The sequence below is a fragment of the Sphaerisporangium viridialbum genome (genome assembly GCF_049674955.1).
Taxonomy (GTDB): domain Bacteria; phylum Actinomycetota; class Actinomycetes; order Streptosporangiales; family Streptosporangiaceae; genus Sphaerisporangium; species Sphaerisporangium viridialbum.
Window position 1 is genome coordinate 3,926,764 of sequence record NZ_CP187232.1, and the last position, 21,916, is coordinate 3,948,679.

The following is a 21,916-nucleotide window of genomic DNA, read 5'->3' on the forward strand; positions in this document are numbered from 1 at the left end:
GTTGTCTTTTGTGACCACTTTGCTTCTGGTGCGGCACGGTCTGACACACATGACCGGGCCGGTGCTCGCCGGCTGGACCCCAGGGGTTCATCTGAGCGAGCAAGGCAGCGCCCAGGCCGAGGCCCTCGCGGCGCGGCTGGCACCCCTCCGCCTCGACGCGATCGTGTCCAGCCCTCTGGAGCGCTGCCAGGAGACCGCCCAGGCGGTGCTCCAGGGGCGCGAAGGCCTCGAGGTCGAGAGCGACGACCGGTTCGGCGAGTGCGGCTACGGCGAGTGGACCGGGCGCCCGCTCAAGGAGCTGGCCGAGGAGCCGCTGTGGCGGGTGGTGCAGCAGCATCCGAGCGCGGTGGTCTTCCCCGGCGGCGAGTCGCTGGCGGGCGTGCAGAGGCGCGCGGTCGCGGCCGTACGGCACTGGAACGCCAAGCTCGGCGACGACGCGGTCTACCTGGTGTGCAGCCACGGAGACGTGATCAAGGCGATCGTGGCGGACGCGATGGGCGTCCACCTCGACCAGTTCCAGCGCATCACGGCCGATCCCGCGTCCCTCACGGCGATCCGCTACACCCCGCTGCGGCCGTTCGTCCTCAGGGTCAACGACGTGGGCGGCGGGGTGGAAAATCTCGTACCTCCCGCGCCCCGGCCTGAGGGTTCGGAGCGGCAAGACGGGGGAGAAAGTTCCACCGAGAGCGACGCCGCTGTCGGCGGCGGAGCCGGGACCACGTAAGGTCGGGCTATGCCGGTCTTCGACTACGATCCGCCAGAAAGGTTCGTGGCCGGTGCCGTTGGGCAACCGGGATCACGCACCTTCTTTCTGCAGGCCCGTGCACAGGGGCGGATGACGACGGTGGGCCTGGAGAAATTCCAGGTCGCGGTCCTGGCCGATCGGCTCGACGAGCTGCTCGACGAGGTGCTGCGCCGCAGCGGAGGCACCGCCCCGGTGCCCGCCATGGCCCCGGTGGAGCTCGCCGACAAGGCACCCCTCGACCTTCCCATCGACGAGGACTTCCGGGTGGGCACCATGGCCCTGGCCTGGGACCCCGACACCTCGCAGGTGGTCATCGAGGCGCAGGAGGTCACCGGAGAGGACGAGGAGGAGCAGCCCGTCATCGACGACGACCGGCCCGGCTCCGCCGTCCTGCGGGTGCACATCACCGCCGCCGCCGCCCGCGCGTTCACCCAGCGGGCACTGGAGATCGTCGCGGCGGGACGCCCGCCGTGCCCGCTCTGCGGGCAGCCACTCGACGCGGAGGGACACATCTGCGTTCGCCTGAACGGCCACCGGGGGGACACTACGTGAGTGCAGAGAGCGACCCCCGGCTCAGCAGCATCCCCGGCACATCCGGGCTGGACGACGTCACCGCCCTGCGCCTGCTCCGCGAGGGCACCATCGAGGTCGCCGGCCGTCTGGTCGAGGCGACCAACATGACGCTCTACTGCTCCATCCGCCTCGACGGGCTCGTCGCCGAGTGCGTCTACAAGCCGGTCAGGGGCGAGCGGCCGCTGTGGGACTTCCCCGACGGCACCCTCGCCGCTCGGGAGGTCGCCGCCTTCGAGGTCTCGGCGGCCACCGGCTGGCGCATCGTGCCGCCGAGCGTCTACCGCGACGGCCCGTTCGGTCCGGGCATGTGCCAGCTCTGGATCGACACCGACCCCGAGGCCGACCTCATGGCCCTGATCCGCAGCCGCGACCCCGTGCTGCGCCGCATGGCCATCTTCGACGCCGTGGTCAACAACGCCGACCGCAAGGGCGGCCACCTGCTGCCGCTGCCCGACGGGCACATCTATGGCGTCGACCACGGGGTCTGCTTCTCCGCCGAGGACAAGCTGCGCACCGTGCTGTGGCAGTGGCGCGGCAAGCCGCTTCCGCGCGAGGCGGTGAACGTCCTGGCCAGGCTGGAGCGCGAGATCGAGCGCGGCAGGCTGGGCCGCCGGCTGCGCGAGCTGCTGACGCTCCCGGAGGTGGAGGCCACGTGGGAACGGGTGCGCCGGCTGCTCAGCACCGGCATCCACCCGTATCCCTCCGACGACTGGCCCGCGATCCCCTGGCCGCCCATCTGACACGCTACTGACCCCGCCGCGCCGGAGGCGTACCCTGGTTGGCCTGTCCATCTCTACCGGCCTTGGAGGGAATGGCGTGTGCACTGTGATCATCGGTGTCGAGCCCGGCGCGGAGACGCCCGTGGTGCTCACGGGGGTGCGTGACGAGTTCGCGGCGCGGCCCTGGGAGCCGCCCGCGGCGCACTGGCCGGAGTTCCCCGGCCTGGTGGGCGGGCGCGACCTGTCGGCGGGCGGCACCTGGCTCGCAGTCGACCCCGGCGGCCCCCGCGTGGCCGCGCTGCTCAACGGGTGCGGCCGGGAGGCCGATCCCCTGGCCCGCAGGTCCCGTGGCGACCTGCCGCTCCGGGCGGCGGCCTCGGGCGAGCTCCCCCAGGGAGACCTGTCCTGTTACGACCCGTTCCATCTGCTCGTCGCCGACCTTGGCGGCGTGCGGCTGTGGACCTGGGACGGGCGGGACGTGACCGACGACAAGCTCCCGGCGGGCGTGCACGTCATCGTCAACAGCGGGTGGGACCGCGCCGCCGCCGGCGCCCGGGCCGCCTTCTTCCGGCCGCTCTTCGCCGGCGCCGGACGCCCCTCCGCGCGCGGCACGGGCGACGGCCCGGGGGAGGGGTGGGCGGCATGGCGCGGGCTCGCGTCCGGCGCGGGGCTCGACCTCACCGACCGGAGGGCGCTGGTGGTCCGCGAGGAACTGGCGGACGGGCGCGTGTGGGGCACGTCCTCGATCACGCTGGTCGCCCTGGCCGCTGGGGCCCTGCGCTATGAGTTCTGCCCGCGTCCCGCCGACCCGGGCTCGTGGCATGAGGTCATGCGGGTGCCGGGCACCGCGTGAGCCCGTTCAGCACAGCACACCGCCCCAGATGATCGTCACGGTCTTGTCGCCGCCGTCGGAGGTGAACCGCACCTTCGAGGTGCTGCAGTACGGCGTGCCGTACGCGGTGACGATGGCCGAGCCGCCCGCGTCGATCCGGCCCTTGGTCGAGCTGAGCACGCCGCCCTCGGTGATCGAGGCGCGCCAGTGCACGGCCGCGCCCGGCGCCTTGAGCCTGATGTTCACGTAGAAGATGTAGTCGGACTGGACGCGGACCTTGACGGGCGTCACCGCCAGCACCGGCCTGGCCACCCGGGTCGTGGTCGCCTTCCAGCTCGGCGCGAGGTCCTCCGCCGCCTTGGACCCGCTCTCCGACGGCGAGGGCACCGGGGTCGGCTCGGCGGCCGGCGTGACCTCCGGCTCGGGGGTGGGCGGGGGCGCGAGGTCCAGCGTGGGGGCGAGGGCCATCCCCGGCACCTCCCCCTTCGTGGAGCCGCCGGGCGCGGCGACGAGGGCCACCGCGACGGCGGCCACCAGGGCGAGGCCGCCCACGGCGAGGGCGCGGTTGCGCCGCTCGCGGCGCCTGCGGCGGGTCAGGGCCTGCCTGTCCGGCGGCACGGTGTCTTGCGCAGGGAACTCGCCGGGCCGAGGCGGCGCGTCCGTCACCGCCTCGGTCGGCCGCCGGGGGGCCGGGTCAAGGCGGGCGACCTCCCCGGGCCTCGGCCACATCGGCCGCGAGCTCAGCGGGATGGGCCCCTCGTACGACCTGGGCGGCGGGGAGGCGTCGCGTCCCGGCCGCGCCGGCACGCCGGGCATGGACGGCACAGGCGGCGGCGCGGGGGGCAGGGACAGCATGGGCGGCGGCGCGGGGGGCAGGGACGGCACGGGCGGCGGTGAGGGGGGCAGGCGCGGCAGGGGCGGCGGCGCGGGAGGCAGGGAGCCGGACCAGGAGCCGGGACCCTGGAGGCGGGCGAGCAGCTCACGCGCGGAGGGCCGCCGGGCGGGGGTCTTGTCCAGGCAGGCCTCGACGGCGCCGAGCAGGGCCCCGGTCAGCGCGGACAGGTCGGGCCTGCCGTTCAGGATGCGGTTGATCACCGCGGGCACCGAGTCCTGGCCGAAGGGGGCCCGCCCGGTGGCGGCGTAGACCATCGTGCCCGCCCAAGCGAACAGGTCGCCCTCGGGGCCGGGGACCGTCCCCGCCAGGTGCTCGGGCGCGGTGAACGGCGAGGTGCCCGCCGGCCGGCCGGTCACCGCCGTGCCGTCCAGAGCGCGGCCGACCCCGAAGTCGATCACGCGCGGCCCGTCGGGACCCAGCAGCACGCATCCGGGCCGGAAGCCGCCGTGCGCCGCGCCCGCCTCGTGGATGGCCGCCAGGGCCGCCAGCGTGGCGGTCGCCAGCCCGGCCAGCTCGCCCTCGGGGCGGGGGCCCTGCCTCTCCACGACCTCCCACAGGGACGGGCCGTCGACGTACTGCCCGGCGTAGTACAGGCGGTGGTCGTGGATGCCGTACGCCAGGACGCGGGAGACGCGGGGATCGGTGACCCGCTGGGCCTGGCGGAGCTCGACGCCGAACGCGCGCCGCACCTGCTCGTCGTCCGAGAAACGCCGGTGCAGCAGCTTCACCGCCACCCGCTCGCCCGACGCGCTCTCGGCCGCGTAGACGACCCCCTGGCCGCCCTCACCGATCCGTCCGGTCACCCGATAGGAGGCGATCTTCGTGGGATCGGTGGGCCCCAGGGGCCTGAAAGCCGGCAAATGTGCTCTCCCTTGGCATGTGATGCTCAGCGCCGGTCCCCGAACCGCGGCGGCAAGATTCTGCCACGTTGGAACGTACCTAAGTACTGTTTTGTGTCATTGGCCACGATGGGCTCTCAGGCCCCAAAACGGACACCCCGGTGTGATCGCACCACCCTGCCACCTGGATAGGCTCAGGGCATGCGATCGTGGTCCGCTCCGAAAATCTCCCCCCTGCCCGGCGCCGGCCTTCCTCTCCGGCTCTACGACACCTCGGCGCGGGAGATCAGGGAGACATCCCCTGGGCCGGAGGCGCGTATGTACGTATGCGGCATCACGCCGTACGACGCGACCCATCTCGGGCACGCCAACACCTACCTGGCCTTCGACCTGGTGAACCGTGCCTGGCGGGACGCCGGCCACGGGGTCCACTTCACGCAGAACGCCACGGACGTCGACGACCCCCTCCTGGAGCGCGCGGAGCAGACGGGCATCGACTGGCGCGACCTCGCCGAGCGCGAGATCGAGCTCTTCCGCACCGACATGGAGGCGCTGCGCATCCTGCCGCCCGACGAGTACGTGGGCGTCACCGAGGTCGTGGCCCAGGTCGCCGAGCTGATCGGGCGGCTGAAGGACAAGGGCGCCACCTACGAGGTCGGCCGCGACGTCTACTTCTCGGTCGCCGCGGCGCCGAAGTTCGGCGCGGTCTCGGGCTACTCCGAGGAGCGGATGCTGGAGCTGTTCGCCGAGCGCGGCGGCGACCCCGCGCGCGAGGGCAAGCGCCACCCGCTCGATTGGCTGCTCTGGCGGGCCGAGCGTCCCGGCGAGCCGTCCTGGCCGTCGGACTTCGGCCCAGGCAGGCCCGGCTGGCACGTCGAGTGCACCGCGATCGCGCTGAACTGCCTCGGCAGCGGGTTCGACGTGTCGGGCGGCGGCTCGGACCTGATCTTCCCCCACCACGAGATGGGCGCCAGCGAGGGGCATGTCGCCACGGGGGAGTGGCCCTTCGCCAAGGCGTACGTGCACGCGGGCATGGTCGCGCTCGACGGCGAGAAGATGTCGAAGTCCCGGGGCAACCTGGTGTTCGTCTCCCGGCTCCGCACCGAGCACGACCCCATGGCGGTGCGGCTGGCCCTGCTCGCCCACCATTACCGCTCCGACTGGGAGTGGACCGGCGACCAGATCGGCTCCGCGACGCGGCGGCTTGAGCTCTGGCGCTCCGCCGCGGGCCTGCCCGCCGGCCCGGACGCCCTGCCCGTGCTGCGGGAGGTCAGGGAGCGCATGGCCGACGACCTGGACACGCCCGGGGCCCTCGCGGCCGTCGATGCCTGGGCCGTCCGCGCGGCCGGAGGGGAGGCGACCGACCCCGGAGCGCCCGCCCTGGTGCGCGCCATCGCCGACACGCTACTCGGGGTCGCGCTCTAGCCCGGCTCAGTCGGTCGGGAGCAGCGTGCCGAGGGGCCCGAGGTCGAGGTTCAGATCCTTGGGGGACAGGCCGAAGCGCTCGCACAGCTCGGTCATGGCCTCTTCCAGGCGCATCAGCGTCAGGCCGAGCGTCTCGATCTGGTCCTCGGTCAGGTCGCCCTGGTCCATGCGGTGCACGCACTGGCGCTCCACGAGCTGCCTGACGAGCTCGACCAGGGTGAGGACCAGCCGGGTCAGGTCGCGTTCGACCGTCTCGGGGTCGGTCTCGAGATGCCAGCTTCCCGAGCGTGACTCCGCCGCCTCGCGCCCGGCGCCCTCCGGCGCCCGGCGCACCCTCGCGGGCGCGGGACCGCGCGGCGCGGAGGGGCGCTCAGAGTGGGGACCGCTCATGCCGCACCCCCGTCTCCAGCGGTTCTGACGCCCGGACCGACATGATCAGGGCTCGCAGGGAGATGCGCACCAGGTCGATGTCGGCGATGGACAGCACCAGGTCGCCGGTGATCACGACGCCTCCCGCCAGCAGCCGGTCGAGGAGGTCCACCAGGGCGACCCGCTCGGCCGGCAGCCGTCCGTCGGCCGCCAGCCGGGCCCCTCTCGGGGCGAGGTCACGTGCCATCGCGCGCCCCCGCCTCCTGGCCGCCGGGCTCGGCCTCCGCGCCGCCCGGTTCAAGCTGGGTGAAGGAGTACGGCGCCCACGGGCCGGTGAGCTCGATCTCCACTCCGGGCCCGCGAAGCGCTTCCAGGGTGGCGGCGAACTCCTCGCTCAGATCCTCCTCGACGAGGTAGGCGCCGTTCAGCAGCATCCACTCGTCGCGGCCGGACAGCTGCGGATCCTGGGGCCGGTGGCGCCTGCTCGCCACCGAGACGGCCGCCAGGGCCGCGTGGATCTCCTCGGCGCGCCGGGCCGCGTCGCGCCAGGCGTCGTCCCGGCTGCGCAGGCTCTCCTTACGGCGTCTGAGGTAGTCGGTGCCCGGCCTCGTGGGAGCGGCCTCTTGAGCGCCCGGCTCCGGAGGCGGCGGCTCGGCGGCCCGCTCGGCGTACGCCTTCACACCCCACTCGCGCCGTCCGGCCACCTGAGCCAGCACCGCCGCGAAGTCGTCGCGCCTGCGGTCCAGCATGTCGCGGACCTGGTCCTCGCCGCTGTACACGGTCACCAGCCGCACAGGGGCGGTGGAGGCCGCCTCGGCGACGGCCTCCACGACGCGGTGGTGCGCCCGGGCCGTCTCGCCGACCCAGTCCAGATCCTCCAGCGAACGGCGCAGCGGCCCCTCCCCGAACTCCTCCAGCGGCACGGTGCCCACGTACGCGACGAGGCCGGCGTGCGCCACCGTGTGGACGGGCGTGCCTGCCACGCCCGTCAGGCCCTCCAGGGCGGCCGGGTCTAGGCGGTCCTCCTCGCGGGTGACCGCGTACAGATACGTTCCCGTGTCAGCCACCGCGGTCCTTCCGGCCGGCGCCCCGGTACGCCGTGTCGCTCTCGTAGGTCCCGGTCCCGCGCGCCCGCTCGATGGGCGGGAGCTCCTCCTTGCCCTCCACGGCGGCGAGGCGGCGGCGCAGGGTGCGGTTCTCCTCGACCAGGTCGCGGTCCTTGGAGCTGAGCCACGGGTCGTGCTCCCACCAGTCGATGCCCAGCTCGCGCGCCGTGTCCACCGAGGCGATCAGCAGCCGCAGCTTGATCGTGAGCAGCTCGATGTCCAGGAGGTTCACGCGGATGTCGCCCACGATCACCACGCCCCGGTCGAGCACGCGCTCCAGGATGTCGCCGAGGTTGCCGCCGGAGTCACGCGCCACGGGCGCACGCGAGCCGTACGGCTGCGGCGTCACGCGCGCGGAGCGCGTCGGGTCGGTCATGTCAGAGCACCCCGCCCGTGTCGCCCTTGGCGCGCTTGAAGCTCCGGGCCCTCCGGTACGACACCAGGTCGCCCTCGGAGTCCAGGTCCACCGCGTAGATCCCCAGGGTGTCGCCCGAGGACGGGACGCGGTGGTCCTCCACGACCTCGACCTCGACGGTCCACCCGTCGCCCGCGGGCTGCACCAGCGTGACGCCCTCGACGTCCTTGCCGGTCAGCTCGCTGATGTAGCGCAGCCCCGCCTGGCCGGCGGTGGCCGCCGTCAGGCGCCGCGACGGCCGCACCCGTCCGGCGCGGCGTCCCGGCGGCGGCCGCAGCTCGTCGTCCTCCGCCGGGGTCTGCTCGTCCACCGCGTCGTCGTACTCGTAGGAGTCGCCGCGCGCGTAACCGCCGGCGACACGCCCACCACGCTCACCGTGGGATCCGCGGCTCACGGGCACGACATCACTTCCTTTCGCCGCTCACGGGGCGGTCGCGCCGCTCAGGAGATCATTTGCTGGAGGATGTCCTCCATGGCGCGGGCCTCCTCCTCCTCGGAGATCAGGCCGGCGGCCCTGGCCTCCTCCACCTCCTCGAGCCGGCGGCGCACGGACGCCGGGTCGTGGAGCTGCTGGTCCACCTGCTGCTCTATCAGCTCGCCGAGCTTGATCAGCAGCTGCACCGGTGCGAGCGGCCAGCTGACGAGCATGCCGAACAAACCCATGTCTCAGGACCTCTGTGTCGTGACGAAGTCGTAGGGCGCCTGGGGGCCGAGCAGGCGCAGGGTGACGCGGTCGGCCCACCTGCGGCCGAACTCGTTCAGGGCCTCCTCGAACTCCTCCTGCCGGTCGGTCTCCACCAGGACCGCCAAGTGGGCGGCGTCCTCCTCGTGGGTCGGCTCGCGGATGACGACCGCGACGGCGTGCGGCGCCAGGCCCTCGGCCAGGGTCTGGGTGTCGGCGTCCCGCTTGGCCTCGATCGACTGGTTGATGATCTCCCCGAGCCGGATCCGGGAGTCCCAGGTCGCCTCCTCGGGCAGGTCGCGGATCTCCTCGCGCAGCCGCCTGGCCTCCGGCTGCTCCTGGAGCACCTCCATGAGCACCGTCCCCTCCTCGTAGCGCGCCTTGACGACGTACTGGGCGCGGCCTTCGAGGTCTTCGAGCGCGGCGCGGAACTCGTCGTGATGGGGCGCCAGCAGTTCGTTGACGATCGCCTCCGGGCTCTCCATGACCGCGCCGAAGCGCAGCGGGAGCACCGGCACCTCGGCGGCGACGTCGTCAAGCAGGCTCTGGTGGGCCATGAGGTCCTGGGGCTTGCCGAGTGGCCGGTTCAGGCGGAGGTCGCTGATCAGCGCCGCGATGTCGTCATGGCGCACCAGCCTGATCTCGCCCGGCGGATCCCCGACGCCCCGGGCCTCGGGGGTCAGCTCGACGTCCGCCGGCAGGATCCCGTAGATGTAGGAGGCGGTCGCCTGCTCGCTCGGGGGCTCGGGCATGCCGGAGGCCTCGCCCGCCTGGCCCGTCTGGTCCGGCCGTCGTCCGGCCTGGCGAGTGGTGCCGGACTCCCTGGCATCCTTGGGACCCTCCTGGGCGTCCTCGGGTACGTCCTGCCGGGTCTCGCGGGTGTTCTGGCCGGATCCGGGTGCCGCGGCACTTGGGGTCGAGCGGGCCATATCAGTCCTCCTCCCGCCTGCGCCTGCGACGCGGCGCCGGCTCTTCCTCGGGCTCGGTGATGAAGTCGCGGAGCTTCTCGCCCGCGGCCTCCAGCGCGCCCTGAGCGATGCCCTTGGTCTTCGACTTGGCGACGCCCTGCGTCATGTCCTGCATCAGCTCGGGAAGCCCCTTCTGGCCCTCCGCGAGGTCCAGCCGGTTCACCGCCTGGGCGAAGCGCAGGTAGGTGTCCACGCTGGCGACGACGACGCGCGCGTTGATGGTCAAAAGCTCGATGCCCACGAGGGCCACGCTGGCGTAGACGTCGATGACGAGGCCCTTGTCGAGAATCGTGTCGATGACGTCGGCCAGTCCGCCGCCCGAAGACGACCGGCCGGCCGCTCCGCCCCCTGAGGGCTGCACGATGGTCATACGCTGCGCTCCTTGGTCTCGGTGTCTGCGGAGTGGCGGGTCATCTCATCGGCCCCTGGGCTCGGGCTCGCGGCGCCGCCGGGGAGGCGGCTCCTCGCCCTCGCCGGCCTCGGGCCTGCGCCGCCGTGCCGGCCGCTCACCGGGCTCGCCGCCCTCCGGCCTGCGCCGCCGTACCGGTGGCTCTCCCGGTTCCCCGCTCTCGGGCCTGCGCCGCCGGGGCGGGCCCTCCCCGGGCTCGGGCCTGCGGCGCCGTGCCCTCGGTTCCTCTTCCTCCGCCGGGACGGCGCCCCGGGTCTGGCGCTCTTCTCGCCTGCCCCAGGGGCGGCGGCGCCGTTCACGAGGCTCCTCCGCGCCCTCTTCCTCTTCTTCCCCAGGCTCCGCCGCCTCCGCGGCCTCGCCCTCTTCGCCTTCCTCGCCCTCTTCGGGCTCCCGGCCCTCCTCGGCCTCTTCGCCCTCGTACTCGCCTTCCTCGGGCCCGGCCTCGCCACGCTCCTCCCGCTCGCGCTCCTCGCGCTCCTCCTCCTCCTCCTCGCGAACGGCGGTCTCGTGGTCCTTGACGACCTCACCCTCGTGGATCACGCCGCGCCAGCCCTCGACCTCGTCCGGCGCCAGCAGGGACTCGGTCATGACGTGCCGCCGGAAGTGCTTGAACTCCAGGCGCGCGCGGCGGCCCTGCACGCGCCACAGAAGACCGATGTGCTCCATGAAGCCCTTGGGGTGGTACTCAAGGGTCATCAGGATCCTCGTCATGTCGGGGGTGATCTCGTGGAAGGTCACCGTCCCGTCGACGTACCCCTTGGCGCCCTTCGAACGCCAGATGATCTTGTCATCCGGCACCTGCTCGCTGATCGTGGACTCCCAGGTCCGGCGTGACCAGATGATCTTCGCCTGCCAGGTGAGCTTCTCGTCGCTGTCCTGCACGACCTTCTCGACCTTCTTCATGAAGCTCGGGAAGTCCTGGAACTGCGTCCACTGGTTGTAGGTCAACCGGATCGGGGCACCGACATCCATCGACTCGACGATGTTGAGGAACTTGAACTTCTTCCCCTTGCCGCCGCCGAAGCCGAGCTTCTTCTTCAAACCGCCCCAGGCCATCTTGGCCAGGCCCTTGACCCTGCCCATCTTGCCTTCGGAGCCGGCCAGCTGGCCCAGCGTCTTGAGCCCGCCGCCCTCCGCGATTCCGGTCAGCTGCTGGGTGGTCTGCTCGACCTTGCGTTTCACCGCGGCGAGCGCCAGCTTGCCGGCGATGCCGGCTATGCCGCGTAGCTGGTGCTTGATCGGGCTGAGCAGCCCTCCGGCCGCTCCCCCCTTGCTCTTGTCCGCCATGGAGGTCACCCCCGGGTCCGGCGAATGGGACGGGAACGCGGCGGCGGCTGGTCACGGACCACACGACCGCGCGGCTCCGGCTCCTCCTCTTCGTCCTCTTCTTCCTCGTCGTCCAGGGGCTCCCTCACTCCGCGTGCGGTCGTCCTGCCGCCCGCGGGCCCGCGCCGCGGGGGCGCCTCCTCCTCGTACTCCGCTTCTTCGTCCTCGTACTCCTCGTACTCGTCCTCGTAGGGCTCTTCCTCTTCTTCCGCGGCGGGCGGGCGGACGCGGGACCTGGCGGCGCGCACCCCGCCGGCCGCCCGGTCGCGAAGGCCCCTGACCCCGCCTCTCGCCGTCTTCGTGACGCCCTCGGCCGCGCCCGTCGCGGCACCGGCGGCGGCGCCGGTCGCGGTGCCCGCGACGTCCTCCAGGCCCGCGGCGACGTTGGCCGCGTGCTGCAGGGCCTCGGCACGCTCCTGGAGCTTGGTGCTCAGCGAGCCCACCTGCCTGCTCGCGGTGGCCTTGGCCGCGGCCTTTCCGGCCTCGAACAGCTCGCCGCGGACACTGCTGATGATCTTCTCCAGCTCCGGGGACGAGCTGACCAGCTTCAGTCCCTGCTCCAGCAGGTTCCCCCGGGCCCCGCCGAGCTTGCCCGTGGCTCCCGCCACCCCGAGCGCGACCGCGAGCTTGAACCGGCGATGCCTGCCGAGGAAGTAGCCGATGGCGACGGCCAGGGCAACCTTCAGTCCGCCTGTCACAATTGCCTCCTTCTCCGGCCTGCCGAATCGTCGAGTGCCCTACCCCACCACATGGGCATAGAACGCTCATTTTCGGAAAAAAGGGACATAGCACACAGAGGATCAAGGTGTGTGCGGTGCCCGGGGATGCCGGGCCGTCCCGAGGCCGGCGGAGGAGCCCGTCCTACGCCATGGCCGCCAGGAAGCGCTCCCGCTCCTCGGCGGGGAGGCGGTCGCTGAACAGGACGCCGTCGAGGTGGTCCACCTCGTGCTGGAGCACCCTGGCCAGCGTCCCGAGGGCGCGCACGGTGACGGGCTTGCCGTGCATGTCGCGGCCACGGGCGACGACGGAGTAGGAACGCTCCAGCGGCCACCAGATGTTGGGGGCCGACAGGCAGGCCTCGTCGGCGACGACGGTGCGCTCCGACGCCTCGATGCGGGGGTTCACCAGGTGGCCCGACCTGCCGTCCACCTCGAAGACCAGCACGCGCAGCGGCACGCCGATCTGCGGAGCGGCGAGCCCGGCCCTGCCGGACCCGGCGCGGGTGGTGGCCTGGAGCGACTTGACCAGCTCGCGCAGGGAGCGGTCGAACTCCCTGACCGGGTCGGCGACGGTGCGGAGCACCGGGTCGGCGAAGAGCCTGATCGGCTGGACGCTGGTCATGCCCGCTCCTGGGGGGTGACGACTCCGTTGGAAGGTTCCCCAGAGGAGTGCCCGGTCTTCTGCTCGGGCAATCTTTGTTAAATCCATGTTGCCGCCGTGATGCCTGTGGATCACGCGTTACGCCGGTGCGTCCGACGTAACGCCGATATCTGACAACCGTCGTCAGACGGTGTGATCTTTTCCGGTACGTTCGGACCTCCCGTTTCACACCAAAATAGGAGGAACCGTGACGGCTGAGGCTGCGCGGACCGTGCCGGCGAAGGGTCGTTGGATAGCCGACTGGAACCCGGACGACCCCGGCTTCTGGGAGAGCCGTGGCAAGGGCGTCGCCCGCAGGAACCTGGTTTTCTCGATCCTCGCCGAGCATCTGGGCTTCACCCTGTGGACCGTCTGGAGCATCGTCGCCGTCAAGCTCGGCGCCTACCGTTTCTCCACCGACCAGCTCTTCTGGCTGGTCTCGCTGCCCAACCTGGTCGGGTCGGCGCTGCGCCTGCCCTACACGTTCGCGCCCGCGAGGTTCGGCGGCAGGAACTGGACCGTCGTGAGCGCACTGCTGCTGCTCGTGCCCGCTGTGCTGCTGGCCGTGGCGGTCGGCGACCCGGCGACGCCGTACTGGGCCTTCCTGCTCATCGCCGCCACCGCCGGTCTCGGCGGCGGCAACTTCGCCTCCAGCATGGCCAACATCACCTACTTCTACCCCGAGAGGAGGCAGGGCTGGGCGCTCGGCCTGAACGCCGCGGGCGGCAACATCGGCGTCAGCTCCGTGCAGCTCGCCATGCCCCTGGTGATCACCGGGTTCGGGCTGGCGGCGGCCGGGCTGTTCTGGGTGCCGTTCATCGTGGCCGCCGCCGTCTGCGCGTTCTTCTTCATGGACAACCTCACCTCCGCCAAGGCGAGCGCGAGGGACCAGCTGAAGATCGCGGGCAGGGCCCAGACCTGGATCATGTCCCTGCTCTACATTGGCACGTTCGGCTCGTTCATCGGCTACACCACCGCCTTCCCGCTGCTCATCAAGAGCCAGTTCCCCGGGCACGCCTCGGCCGTCACCTGGGCCTTCCTCGGCGCCCTGGTCGGCTCCCTGATCAGGCCCGTCGGCGGGCGGCTGTCCGACCGGCTCGGCGGGGCGCGGGTCACGCTGTGGAACTTCGCCGCGATGGCGGCGGCCATCGCGCTGGTCGCCTACGGGCTGGGCGCGAACAGCTTCGCCCTGTTCTTCTGCGCCTACCTGCTGCTGGTGGCGCTGACGGGGGTGGGCAACGGCTCGACGTACCGGATGATCCCCGCGATCTTCAAGGCCAAGGCGATCGAGGGCGTCCCCGCCGGGGACGAGGCGGCGCACGCGGCCGCAGTCGCGGCGGGCAGGCGGGACAGCTCGGCGGCCATCGGGATCATCTCGGCGGTGGGCGCCTTCGGCGGGTTCTTCATCAACCGCGGCTTCGGCACCTCCATCGCGGCGACGGGCGGCGCGGGCGCCGCGTTCGCCGCGTTCGCCTGCTTCTACGCGGCCTGCGGCGCGCTGACCTGGTTCTGCTACCTGCGCACGGTGGGCGCCCGGATCGCGCCGAGCCTCGCGGCGGCCCGCGTCTGAGCGAGGCCCCTCACGGGGCGATCGCGGCGATGTGCGCACAGGCGATCCGCTCCGGATGTGAACACGGTTGGCGGCTTGTAGCACAGAGGTAACAGGAGGGACCCAACGGTGAAACGGCCCGAAAGCACCATCGAATCCATGCTGATCTCACTTTCCCCGCCGGCGCCTGTGATGTCGCCGGTGCACAGGGGAGAGGCGACGCACTGCCCGTACTGCGCCCTGCAGTGCGGCATGAACGTCAGCGGTGGGGCCGGCGGCACGGTGACGATCACTCCCCGCCACGACGTCCCGGCGAACGCCGGAGCGCTCTGCCAGAAGGGGTGGACGGCGGGCGAGCTGCTGGCCGGCGGCGCACGCCTCACCACGCCGCTCGCCCGCGCGAGCCGTGCGAGCCCCCTTGAGCCGGTGAGCTGGGACGAGGCGCTCGACCGCGTCGCGTCGGCCGTGCGCGGGATCCAGGCCGGGCACGGCAGGGACGCGGTGGCGGTGTTCGGCGGCGGCGGCCTCACGAACGAGAAGGCCTACCAGCTCGGCAAGTTCGCCCGGGTGGCGCTGGGGACGAGCCAGATCGACTACAACGGCCGCTTCTGCATGTCCTCGGCGGCGGCGGCCACCAACCGCGCGTTCGGCATGGACCGGGGCCTGCCGTTCCCGATCATCGACGTGGCCGAGGCCGGCGCGGTGATGCTCGTCGGCGGGAACGTCGCCGAGACCATGCCGCCGTTCCTGCGGCACCTGCGGAACACCCTGATCGTCGTCGACCCGAGGGACACCCGCACGGCCGCGCGCGCCACCCTGCACCTTCGGGTCACCCCGGGCACCGACCTGGCCCTCGCCCTGGGCCTGCTGCACATCGCGATCACCGAGGGCCACGCCGACCTGGACTACGCCGCCGCCCGCACGACCGGGTTCGAGGCGGTACGAGCGTCGGTCGCGTCGTGGTGGCCCGAGCGCGCCGAGCGGGTCACCGGTGTGCCGGTCGCCCGGATGCGCGAGGCCGTCCGCCTCCTCGCCGGCGCGGGCACGGCGATGATCCTCACCGGCCGGGGCGCCGAGCAGCACGCCAAGGGCGCCGACACGGTCACCGCGTACATCAACCTCGCTCTCGCGCTCGGCCTGCCGGGACGGCCCGGCTCCGGGTACGGCTGCCTGACCGGCCAGGGCAACGGCCAGGGCGGGCGCGAGCACGGCCAGAAGGCCGACCAGCTCCCCGGCTACCGCTCGATCGCCGACCCCGCCGCCCGCGCGCACGTCGCGGGGGTCTGGGGAGTCGACCCCGGCGAGCTTCCCGGGCCGGGCCGTTCGGCGTACGAGCTGCTCGACACCCTCGGCACCGCCGAGGGGGCACGGGCGCTGCTGGTGTTCGGCTCCAACCCGGTGGTGTCGGCCCCGCGCGCGAGCCACGTGGCCGAGCGGCTCGCCGCGCTGGACCTGCTCGTGGTCTCCGACTTCGTACTGTCGGAGACCGCCGCGATGGCCGACGTCGTGCTTCCCACCACACAGTGGGCCGAGGAGCACGGCACGATGACCAACCTGGAAGGCAGGGTCCTGCTGCGCCGCCAGGCCGTCGCTCCGCCCTCGGGGGTGCGGAGCGACCTCGCGATCCTGTCCGGCCTGGCCGCCAGGCTCGGCCGGGACGAGGGCTTCTCCAGCGACCCCGGCGTGGTGTTCGACGAGCTGCGCAGGGCGAGCGCGGGCGGCGTCGCCGACTACTCGGGCATCACCTACGAGCGCATCGCCGCCGAGACCGGCGTGTTCTGGCCGGCTCCCTCGAAGGACCACCCGGGCACGCCGCGCCCGTTCCTCGACCGGTTCCCGACGCCGGACGGGCGGGCGAGGTTCGTGCCCGTCGACCACCGGCCCGTGGCCGAGGACATCGACGACGACTACCCGTACTACCTGACCACGGGCCGCGTCCTCGCGCACTACCAGAGCGGCGCGCAGACCAGGCGGATCCCCGAGCTGAACGAGGCGGCTCCCGAGGCCTACGTGGAGCTCCATCCGCACCTCGCCGAACGCCTGGGGCTGGCGCCCGGCGACATGGTCACGGTGTCCAGCCGCAGGGGCTCCGCCGAGGCCGTCGCCAGGGTCACCCGCGGCATCCGGCACGACACGGTCTTCATGCCCTTCCACTGGGAGGGCGCCAACCGCCTCACCAACCCCGCCCTGGACCCGGTGTCCCGTATGCCGGAGTTCAAGGTCTGCGCCGTACGCGTCGAGCGGCGCGACCCGCTCGCGGCGGGGGAGCGGGGGCGGGGCGCGTGAGGCTCGTCGTCATCGGCAGCGGCATGGCAGGCACGCGGCTGGCGAGTGAGGTCCGCGCCAGGGACACGAGCGTCCAGGTCACGGTGTTCGGCGCCGAGACCCGGGGGCCGTACAACCGGGTGCTGCTGTCCAACGTGCTCGCGGGCACCGCGAGCCCCGAGCAGGTGCGCCTGCCCGCGCAGGCCGAAGGGGTGACCGCCCGTCTCGGCGTCACGGTCACCGCGATCGACCGCGAGTCCCGCACGGTGCGCACCTCGGACGGCGGCCGCGAGCCGTACGACGTCCTGGTGCTGGCAACGGGCAGCGAGCCGGTCGTGCCGGCGATCCCCGGCGCCACCCGGGCGATCGCGTTCCGCACCCTGGACGACTGCGACCGCATCGTCGCCGCCGCGGCGACCGCGACCGGCGCGGTGGTGGTCGGCGGCGGCCTGCTCGGCGTGGAGGCCGCGCGCGGGCTCGCCGGGCGCGGCCTGCCGGTGACCCTGCTCCACCTGGCCGGGCACCTGATGGACCGCCAGCTCGACGCCGAGGCGGGGCTCGTGCTCGGCGAGGCGCTGGCCGGGCTCGGGGTGACCGTCAGGACCGGGGTCCGCGTCTCGGCGATCCACGACCACGGCGTCGAGCTTGACACCGGGGAGACGCTCGGGTCCGAGCTGGTGGTGCTCGCCTGCGGCGTGCGGCCGGTGACCGGCCTCGCCAGGGACGCCGGCCTGGAGGTCGCCGGCGGCGTGGTCGTCGACGACCGGATGCGCACCGCCGACCCGGCGATCTACGCCATCGGGGAGTGCGCGCAGCACGACGGCACGGTGTACGGCCTGGTGGCGCCCGCGTGGGAGCAGGCGGCCGTGGTGGCCGACCTGGTCACCGGGGCCGACGGCACCGCGAGGTACCGCGGCTCGCGCCTGGTCACCCGCCTGAAGGCCAGGAGCGTCGAGCTGGCGGCCATGGGCGAGACGCACCTGACCGAGGACCCCTCGGACGCGGTGGAGGTCGTCCGCTTCAGCCACAGGGCCCGGGGCATCTACCGCAAGCTCGTGATCAGGAACGACCGCCTGGTCGGCGCCATCCTGGTCGGCGAGTCGGCCACGGTGGGCACGCTCACACAGCTCTACGACCGGGGCGGGCCGCTTCCCGGCGACCCGGCCGGGCTGCTGTTCCCCGGCCTCGACGGCGCCGCGACCGCCGACGGCCCGGCCCGCATGCCCGACTCGGCGCGGGTGTGCGAGTGCAACAACGTCACCAAGGGCCGCATCCGCGCCTGCTGGGAGGCGGGCGCCCGCGACACGGCGGCCGTGGTCGCCGCCACCAGGGCCACGACCGGGTGCGGCACCTGCCGCGCCGCGGTCGAGGGCCTCATCGGCTCATTGCGCGAGCAGGAGGAGGTCCGGGCATGAGGATCGTGGTGGCGGGGTACGGCCCGGCGGCCCACCGGCTCGTCGAGACGCTGGCCGCCCGGGGCTTCACGGGCACGATCACCGTCCTCGGGGAGGAGCCGAGGCCCGCGTACGACCGCGTGGCGCTGACCTCCTACCTGTCGGGCACGAGCGCGGAGGATCTCACCTACCCGGCTCCCGGCGGACCGGTCGTGGCACGGCTGGGCGACCGGGTGACCTCGATCGACCGCGCCCGCCGCACGGTGACCACCGGCGCCGGCCACGACGAGCCGTACGACGTGCTGGTGCTGGCCACGGGGTCGGCGCCGTTCGTCCCGCCGGTGCCGGGGGCAGGGCGGGCCTTCGTCTACCGCACCATCGAGGACCTCGACGGCATCCGCGCGGCGTCCGCGCACGCCACCTCCGGGGTGGTCGTCGGCGGCGGCCTGCTCGGGCTGGAGGCGGCCGACGCGCTGCGCCGCCTCGGCCTGTCCACGCACGTCGTCGAGATGGGCGGCTGGCTGATGCCCCGCCAGCTCGACGAGGGCGGCGGGGCGATGCTCAGGGGCCACATCGAGCGGCTCGGCCTCACCGTGCACACCGGCATGGGCCTCGACCGCGTCGAGGACGACCGGGTGGTCCTCGCCGGCGGCACGGCCGTCGAGGCGGGGGTCGTGGTCTTCTCGGCGGGTGTACGGCCGCGCGACGAGCTGGCCCGCCAGGCCGGGCTGCCCGTGGGCGAGCGCGGCGGCGTCGTCGTCGACGAGGGGATGCGCACCGCCGACCCGGCGATCTACGCCATCGGGGAGTGCGCCCTGGCCGCGGGCATGGTCTACGGCCTGGCCGGGCCCTGCTTCACCATGGCCGAGGTGGCCGCCGACCGCATCCTCGGCGGCACGGCGTCGTTCACCGGCGCCGACCTGTCGGCCAGGCTCAAGCTGCTCGGCGTCGAGGTGGCCGGCTTCGGGCGGCTGTCCGGCGAGCTCGACGTGACGTACATGGACCCGGTGGCGGGCGTCTACAAGAAGCTGTTCGTCAGCGACGACGCCCGCACCCTGCTCGGCGGCGTCTGCGTCGGCGACGCCTCGCCCTACGACCTGCTGCGGCCGATGGTGGGCAGGGAGCTGACCGCCCCGCCGAGCGAGCTGCTGTTCGCGGGCACGGGCTCGGCGGGGGTCTCCGGGGCGGACTTCCCCGGAGACGCGCAGGTGTGCTCCTGCAACAACGTCACCAAGGCCGCCATCAGCGCGGCCATCGCCGAGCACGGCCTCACCGACGTCGCGGGCGTCAAGAGGTGCACCCGGGCGGGCGCGAGCTGCGGCAGCTGCGTGCCCGCGCTCGTCTCGATCCTCGCCGCGGAGGGCGTCGTCCCGGGCAAGTCGCTGTGCGAGCACTTCGACCACAGCAGGCCCGAGCTGTTCGAGATCGTCCGGGTGCGCGGCATCACGACGTTCTCGCGGCTCATCGCCGAGCACGGGAGGGGACGCGGCTGCGACGTCTGCAAGCCCGTCGTGGCCTCGATCCTGGCGTCGCTGCACGGCGGGCACGTCCTCTCCGGCGAGCGGGCTGCCCTGCAGGACACCAACGACCACTTCCTGGCCAACATCCAGAAGAACGGCACGTACTCGGTGGTGCCGCGCATCCCCGGCGGTGAGATCACCCCGGAGCGGCTCATCGTGATCGGGGAGGTCGCGCGCGATTTCGGCCTCTACACCAAGATCACCGGCGGCCAGCGCATCGACCTGTTCGGAGCCCGGGTGGAGCAGCTTCCCGCGATCTGGAAGCGGCTGGTCGACGCGGGCTTCGAGTCCGGGCACGCCTACGGCAAGGCGCTGCGCACCGTGAAGTCCTGCGTGGGGTCCACCTGGTGCCGGTACGGGGTCCAGGACGCGGTCGGCATGGCCATCGCGCTCGAACTGCGCTACCGGGGGCTGCGCTCGCCTCACAAGCTCAAGGCGGCCGTCTCCGGGTGCGCCCGTGAGTGCGCCGAGGCGCGCGGCAAGGACTTCGGGATCATCGCCACCGAGAACGGCTGGAACCTCTACGTCGGGGGCAACGGCGGCTTCAAGCCCCGCCACGCCGACCTGCTGGCGAGCGACCTGACCGACGACGAACTCGTCCGCGCGATCGACCGCTTCCTGATGTTCTACATCCGCACGGCCGACCGCCTCCAGCGCACGGCCGCCTGGGTCGAGGGCATCGGCCTGGACCACCTCCGCGACGTGATCGTCGAGGACTCCCTCGGGATCGCCGCCGACCTGGACGCGGGCATGGAGCGGCACGTCGCCGGCTATTTCGACGAGTGGCGCGCCACCCTGGAGGACCCCGACAAGCTGCGCAGGTTCGTCAGCTTCGTCAACGCCCCCGGCACCCCCGACCCCTCGATCGCCTTCGAGACCGAACGCGACCAGATCAAGCCCGTTCTCGTGGAGGTGACCCGCCGATGAGCGCCGCCAGGAAGACTCCGGCGACCGCGACCGCGACCGCGACCGCGACCGCGACCGCGACCGCGACCGCGACCGCGACCGCGCAGGGCTGGGTGGCGCTCTGCGCCTACACGGACCTGATCCCCGAGCGCGGCGCCGCCGCACTGGTCAGGGGCCGCCAGATCGCGCTGTTCCGCGCGCACGACGGACGCCTGTTCGCCGTCGGGAACCGCGACCCCTACAGCGGGGCGTACGTGATGTCACGCGGCATCACCGGCACCAGGGGCGAGGAGCCCGTGGTGGCGACGCCCATGCACAAGCAGGTGTTCTCCCTGGTCACCGGCGTCTGCCTGGACGATCCGGCAATTGCACTACCGACATATCCGACCCGTGTCACCAACGGCACCGTGGAGGTGAGCGTGGAATGACAGCCGCGCTTCTGGACAATCCCCTGACCACCCTCGAGACGGCGCCCGACGCGCTGGCCGGGTTCACCATCGGGGTGACCGCGACCCGCCGCAGGGAGGAGTTCGCGGCCCTGCTGGAAAGGCGGGGCGCCCGGGTCGTACGGGCTCCCGCGATCCGCCTGGTGCCCCTCGCCGAGGACGCCGACCTGCTGGCGGCCACCCGCGAGTCCCTGGACGGGCCGGTCCACGACGTGGTGGTCACCACGGGCGTCGGGTTCCGTGGGTGGATGGCCGCCGCCGAGGGCTGGGGGCTCTCCACCGACCTGGCCGACCACCTCGCGGCGGCGCGGCTGCTGCCCCGGGGGCCGAAGGCACGCGGGGCGGTGCGCGCCGCCGGGCTCAACGACCACTGGACCCCGCTCACGGAGTCCTGCGAGGAGATCAAGCAGTACCTCCTCGGCCAGGACCTCCGGGGGCGGCGCATCGTGGTGCAGCTGCACGGAGAGCCGCTGACCGGGTTCGTGGCCCAGCTGCGGGCGGCGGGCGCCACGGTGATCGAGGTGCCGGTCTACCGCTGGCTGCCCTACCGCGACGCCTCCCCGCTGCGCCGCCTGATCACCCAGGCGATCTCGGGCTCGGTGGACGCCGTGGCCTTCACCAGCGCCCCCGCCGTGCTGGCGATGCTCAACGCCGCCAGGGCCGAGAGCCTGGAGGACTCGCTCCTGTCGGCCTTCAGCGGCTCGGTGGTGGCGGCGTGCGTCGGCCCGGTGACGGCGGCGCCGCTGCTGGCGAAGGGCGTGCCGGTGATCCAGCCGGAGCGTTCGCGCCTCGGCGCCCTGGCCCGCACCCTCGCCCGCCACCTTCCCGAGCACAGCGTCACGCGCGTCACCGCGGGCGCCCACCAGCTGGAGATCCGCGGGCACGCGGTCGCCGTCGACGGCGACCTGAAGCCGCTGCCGCCCGCGCCGATGGCCGTGCTCAAGCGCCTCGCCGAGCGTCCCGGCCATGTCGTGCCCCGCTCCGACCTGCGCGTGGTGCTGCCGGGCGGCCCGTCCAGGGACTCCGCCGAGCACGCGGTCGAGATGGCGGTCACCCGGCTCCGGCGTGCCCTCGGGCCCTCGGGCATCGTCGAGACCGTCGTCAAGCGCGGCTACCGGCTGGCCTGTGACCGGCTGGACGCCCGGTGACGCTCTCGGCCGGCGGAGGCCACGAG

At 73.1% G+C, this 21,916-nt stretch carries 23 protein-coding genes; 11 read left to right on the forward strand and 12 right to left on the reverse strand.

Features of this window, described 5'->3' with window-relative positions; genetic code table 11:
- The first annotated feature begins 10 nt into the window (after positions 1-10).
- The 4 genes from ACOZ38_RS17340 to ACOZ38_RS17355 all read left to right on the forward strand — a co-directional run bounded on the left by ACOZ38_RS17340 (position 11) and on the right by ACOZ38_RS17355 (position 2,890).
- Positions 11-724 carry a histidine phosphatase family protein gene (locus tag ACOZ38_RS17340; RefSeq protein ID WP_424531808.1) on the forward strand — a complete coding sequence of 238 codons (714 nt, stop codon included), beginning with the start codon at positions 11-13 and terminating at the stop codon, positions 722-724.
- Positions 725-733: 9 nt separating this feature from the next.
- Positions 734-1,297 carry a DUF3090 domain-containing protein gene (locus tag ACOZ38_RS17345; RefSeq protein WP_424531810.1) on the forward strand — a complete coding sequence of 188 codons (564 nt, stop codon included), beginning with the start codon at positions 734-736 and terminating at the stop codon, positions 1,295-1,297.
- A complete protein-coding gene (locus tag ACOZ38_RS17350; protein WP_358561944.1) occupies positions 1,294-2,058 on the forward strand; it encodes an SCO1664 family protein in 765 nt (254 codons plus the stop codon). Before ACOZ38_RS17345 ends, ACOZ38_RS17350 begins: the two co-directional genes overlap by 4 nt.
- A gap of 76 nt (positions 2,059-2,134) precedes the next feature.
- A complete protein-coding gene (locus ACOZ38_RS17355; protein ID WP_424531811.1) occupies positions 2,135-2,890 on the forward strand; it encodes an NRDE family protein in 756 nt (251 codons plus the stop codon).
- 6 nt (positions 2,891-2,896) lie between these two features.
- Here ACOZ38_RS17355 and ACOZ38_RS17360 read toward each other — a convergent pair whose 3' ends face one another.
- Positions 2,897-4,567, reverse strand: coding sequence for a serine/threonine protein kinase (locus ACOZ38_RS17360; RefSeq protein ID WP_424531812.1), 1,671 nt, complete (start codon positions 4,565-4,567; stop codon positions 2,897-2,899).
- Positions 4,568-4,804: 237 nt separating this feature from the next.
- Between ACOZ38_RS17360 and mshC the strand changes: the two genes are divergently transcribed.
- The gene (mshC, locus tag ACOZ38_RS17365; protein WP_424531814.1) at positions 4,805-6,028 is read left to right on the forward strand and encodes a cysteine--1-D-myo-inosityl 2-amino-2-deoxy-alpha-D-glucopyranoside ligase; all 1,224 of its coding nucleotides are present in this window, start codon (positions 4,805-4,807) and stop codon (positions 6,026-6,028) included.
- 6 nt (positions 6,029-6,034) lie between these two features.
- On the opposite strand, the gene ACOZ38_RS17370 is transcribed toward mshC, so the two are convergent.
- The 11 genes from ACOZ38_RS17370 to def form a co-directional block, all read right to left on the reverse strand.
- Complete coding sequence (locus ACOZ38_RS17370) at positions 6,035-6,418, reverse strand: gas vesicle protein K (protein ID WP_424531816.1); 384 nt, start codon at positions 6,416-6,418, stop codon at positions 6,035-6,037.
- Positions 6,399-6,644 (reverse strand): gas vesicle protein, encoded by a 246-nt coding sequence (locus ACOZ38_RS17375; RefSeq protein ID WP_405148011.1) that lies wholly within the window; start codon positions 6,642-6,644, stop codon positions 6,399-6,401. Before ACOZ38_RS17375 ends, ACOZ38_RS17370 begins: the two co-directional genes overlap by 20 nt.
- Complete coding sequence (locus tag ACOZ38_RS17380) at positions 6,634-7,464, reverse strand: GvpL/GvpF family gas vesicle protein (protein WP_424531817.1); 831 nt, start codon at positions 7,462-7,464, stop codon at positions 6,634-6,636. The genes ACOZ38_RS17375 and ACOZ38_RS17380 overlap by 11 nt, the downstream gene beginning before the upstream one ends.
- On the reverse strand, positions 7,457-7,879 hold the full coding sequence (locus ACOZ38_RS17385) for a gas vesicle protein (RefSeq protein ID WP_424531818.1): 423 nt from the start codon (positions 7,877-7,879) through the stop codon (positions 7,457-7,459). The genes ACOZ38_RS17380 and ACOZ38_RS17385 overlap by 8 nt, the downstream gene beginning before the upstream one ends.
- A gap of 1 nt (position 7,880) precedes the next feature.
- Positions 7,881-8,312, reverse strand: a complete 432-nt coding sequence (gene gvpO, locus ACOZ38_RS17390; protein WP_424531820.1) for a gas vesicle protein GvpO — start codon at positions 8,310-8,312, stop codon at positions 7,881-7,883.
- Positions 8,313-8,359: 47 nt separating this feature from the next.
- Positions 8,360-8,581, reverse strand: coding sequence for a gas vesicle protein GvpG (locus tag ACOZ38_RS17395; RefSeq protein ID WP_424531822.1), 222 nt, complete (start codon positions 8,579-8,581; stop codon positions 8,360-8,362).
- A 3-nt stretch (positions 8,582-8,584) separates the two neighbouring features.
- Positions 8,585-9,529 carry a GvpL/GvpF family gas vesicle protein gene (locus ACOZ38_RS17400; RefSeq protein ID WP_424531824.1) on the reverse strand — a complete coding sequence of 315 codons (945 nt, stop codon included), beginning with the start codon at positions 9,527-9,529 and terminating at the stop codon, positions 8,585-8,587.
- A 1-nt stretch (position 9,530) separates the two neighbouring features.
- Positions 9,531-9,938 (reverse strand): gas vesicle protein GvpJ, encoded by a 408-nt coding sequence (gvpJ, locus tag ACOZ38_RS17405; protein ID WP_424531826.1) that lies wholly within the window; start codon positions 9,936-9,938, stop codon positions 9,531-9,533.
- Between the two features lie 45 nt (positions 9,939-9,983).
- Entirely contained in the window at positions 9,984-11,264 is a 1,281-nt protein-coding gene (locus tag ACOZ38_RS17410; protein ID WP_424531828.1) for an SRPBCC family protein, read from the reverse strand.
- 5 nt (positions 11,265-11,269) lie between these two features.
- Positions 11,270-12,001, reverse strand: coding sequence for a hypothetical protein (locus ACOZ38_RS17415; RefSeq protein ID WP_424531830.1), 732 nt, complete (start codon positions 11,999-12,001; stop codon positions 11,270-11,272).
- Positions 12,002-12,164: 163 nt separating this feature from the next.
- Positions 12,165-12,644, reverse strand: a complete 480-nt coding sequence (gene def / locus ACOZ38_RS17420; protein ID WP_424531831.1) for a peptide deformylase — start codon at positions 12,642-12,644, stop codon at positions 12,165-12,167.
- Between the two features lie 226 nt (positions 12,645-12,870).
- Here def and ACOZ38_RS17425 point away from each other — a divergent pair, with 226 nt between their 5' ends.
- From ACOZ38_RS17425 to ACOZ38_RS17450, 6 genes are all read left to right on the forward strand, one after another.
- Positions 12,871-14,232: an MFS transporter gene (locus tag ACOZ38_RS17425; RefSeq protein ID WP_424531833.1), complete on the forward strand. Its 1,362-nt coding sequence runs from the start codon at positions 12,871-12,873 to the stop codon at positions 14,230-14,232.
- 138 nt (positions 14,233-14,370) lie between these two features.
- Positions 14,371-16,497 carry a molybdopterin oxidoreductase family protein gene (locus tag ACOZ38_RS17430; protein ID WP_424531835.1) on the forward strand — a complete coding sequence of 709 codons (2,127 nt, stop codon included), beginning with the start codon at positions 14,371-14,373 and terminating at the stop codon, positions 16,495-16,497.
- Positions 16,494-17,891, forward strand: a complete 1,398-nt coding sequence (locus ACOZ38_RS17435; RefSeq protein WP_424531837.1) for an FAD-dependent oxidoreductase — start codon at positions 16,494-16,496, stop codon at positions 17,889-17,891. The genes ACOZ38_RS17430 and ACOZ38_RS17435 overlap by 4 nt, the downstream gene beginning before the upstream one ends.
- A complete protein-coding gene (nirB, locus tag ACOZ38_RS17440) occupies positions 17,888-20,317 on the forward strand; it encodes a nitrite reductase large subunit NirB (RefSeq protein WP_424531839.1) in 2,430 nt (809 codons plus the stop codon). The genes ACOZ38_RS17435 and nirB overlap by 4 nt, the downstream gene beginning before the upstream one ends.
- The gene (gene nirD, locus ACOZ38_RS17445; RefSeq protein ID WP_424531840.1) at positions 20,314-20,724 is read left to right on the forward strand and encodes a nitrite reductase small subunit NirD; all 411 of its coding nucleotides are present in this window, start codon (positions 20,314-20,316) and stop codon (positions 20,722-20,724) included. Before nirB ends, nirD begins: the two co-directional genes overlap by 4 nt.
- A complete protein-coding gene (locus ACOZ38_RS17450) occupies positions 20,721-21,890 on the forward strand; it encodes a uroporphyrinogen-III synthase (RefSeq protein ID WP_405148035.1) in 1,170 nt (389 codons plus the stop codon). Before nirD ends, ACOZ38_RS17450 begins: the two co-directional genes overlap by 4 nt.
- Positions 21,891-21,916: the final 26 nt, after the last annotated feature.

What these genes read in the sequence shown, in the direction of transcription:
- gvpJ (WP_424531826.1), bottom strand. Translation starts at nt 9,938, where the DNA reads ATGACCATCGTGCAGCCCTCAGGGGGCGGAGCGGCCGGCCGGTCGTCT.
- nirB (WP_424531839.1), top strand. Translation starts at nt 17,888, where the DNA reads ATGAGGATCGTGGTGGCGGGGTACGGCCCGGCGGCCCACCGGCTCGTC.
- ACOZ38_RS17385 (WP_424531818.1), bottom strand. Translation starts at nt 7,879, where the DNA reads ATGACCGACCCGACGCGCTCCGCGCGCGTGACGCCGCAGCCGTACGGC.
- ACOZ38_RS17375 (WP_405148011.1), bottom strand. Translation starts at nt 6,644, where the DNA reads ATGGCACGTGACCTCGCCCCGAGAGGGGCCCGGCTGGCGGCCGACGGA.
- mshC (WP_424531814.1), top strand. Translation starts at nt 4,805, where the DNA reads ATGCGATCGTGGTCCGCTCCGAAAATCTCCCCCCTGCCCGGCGCCGGC.
- nirD (WP_424531840.1), top strand. Translation starts at nt 20,314, where the DNA reads ATGAGCGCCGCCAGGAAGACTCCGGCGACCGCGACCGCGACCGCGACC.
- ACOZ38_RS17400 (WP_424531824.1), bottom strand. Translation starts at nt 9,529, where the DNA reads ATGGCCCGCTCGACCCCAAGTGCCGCGGCACCCGGATCCGGCCAGAAC.
- ACOZ38_RS17370 (WP_424531816.1), bottom strand. Translation starts at nt 6,418, where the DNA reads ATGAGCGGTCCCCACTCTGAGCGCCCCTCCGCGCCGCGCGGTCCCGCG.
- ACOZ38_RS17410 (WP_424531828.1), bottom strand. Translation starts at nt 11,264, where the DNA reads ATGGCGGACAAGAGCAAGGGGGGAGCGGCCGGAGGGCTGCTCAGCCCG.
- ACOZ38_RS17395 (WP_424531822.1), bottom strand. Translation starts at nt 8,581, where the DNA reads ATGGGTTTGTTCGGCATGCTCGTCAGCTGGCCGCTCGCACCGGTGCAG.
- ACOZ38_RS17450 (WP_405148035.1), top strand. Translation starts at nt 20,721, where the DNA reads ATGACAGCCGCGCTTCTGGACAATCCCCTGACCACCCTCGAGACGGCG.
- def (WP_424531831.1), bottom strand. Translation starts at nt 12,644, where the DNA reads ATGACCAGCGTCCAGCCGATCAGGCTCTTCGCCGACCCGGTGCTCCGC.
- ACOZ38_RS17345 (WP_424531810.1), top strand. Translation starts at nt 734, where the DNA reads ATGCCGGTCTTCGACTACGATCCGCCAGAAAGGTTCGTGGCCGGTGCC.
- ACOZ38_RS17430 (WP_424531835.1), top strand. Translation starts at nt 14,371, where the DNA reads ATGCTGATCTCACTTTCCCCGCCGGCGCCTGTGATGTCGCCGGTGCAC.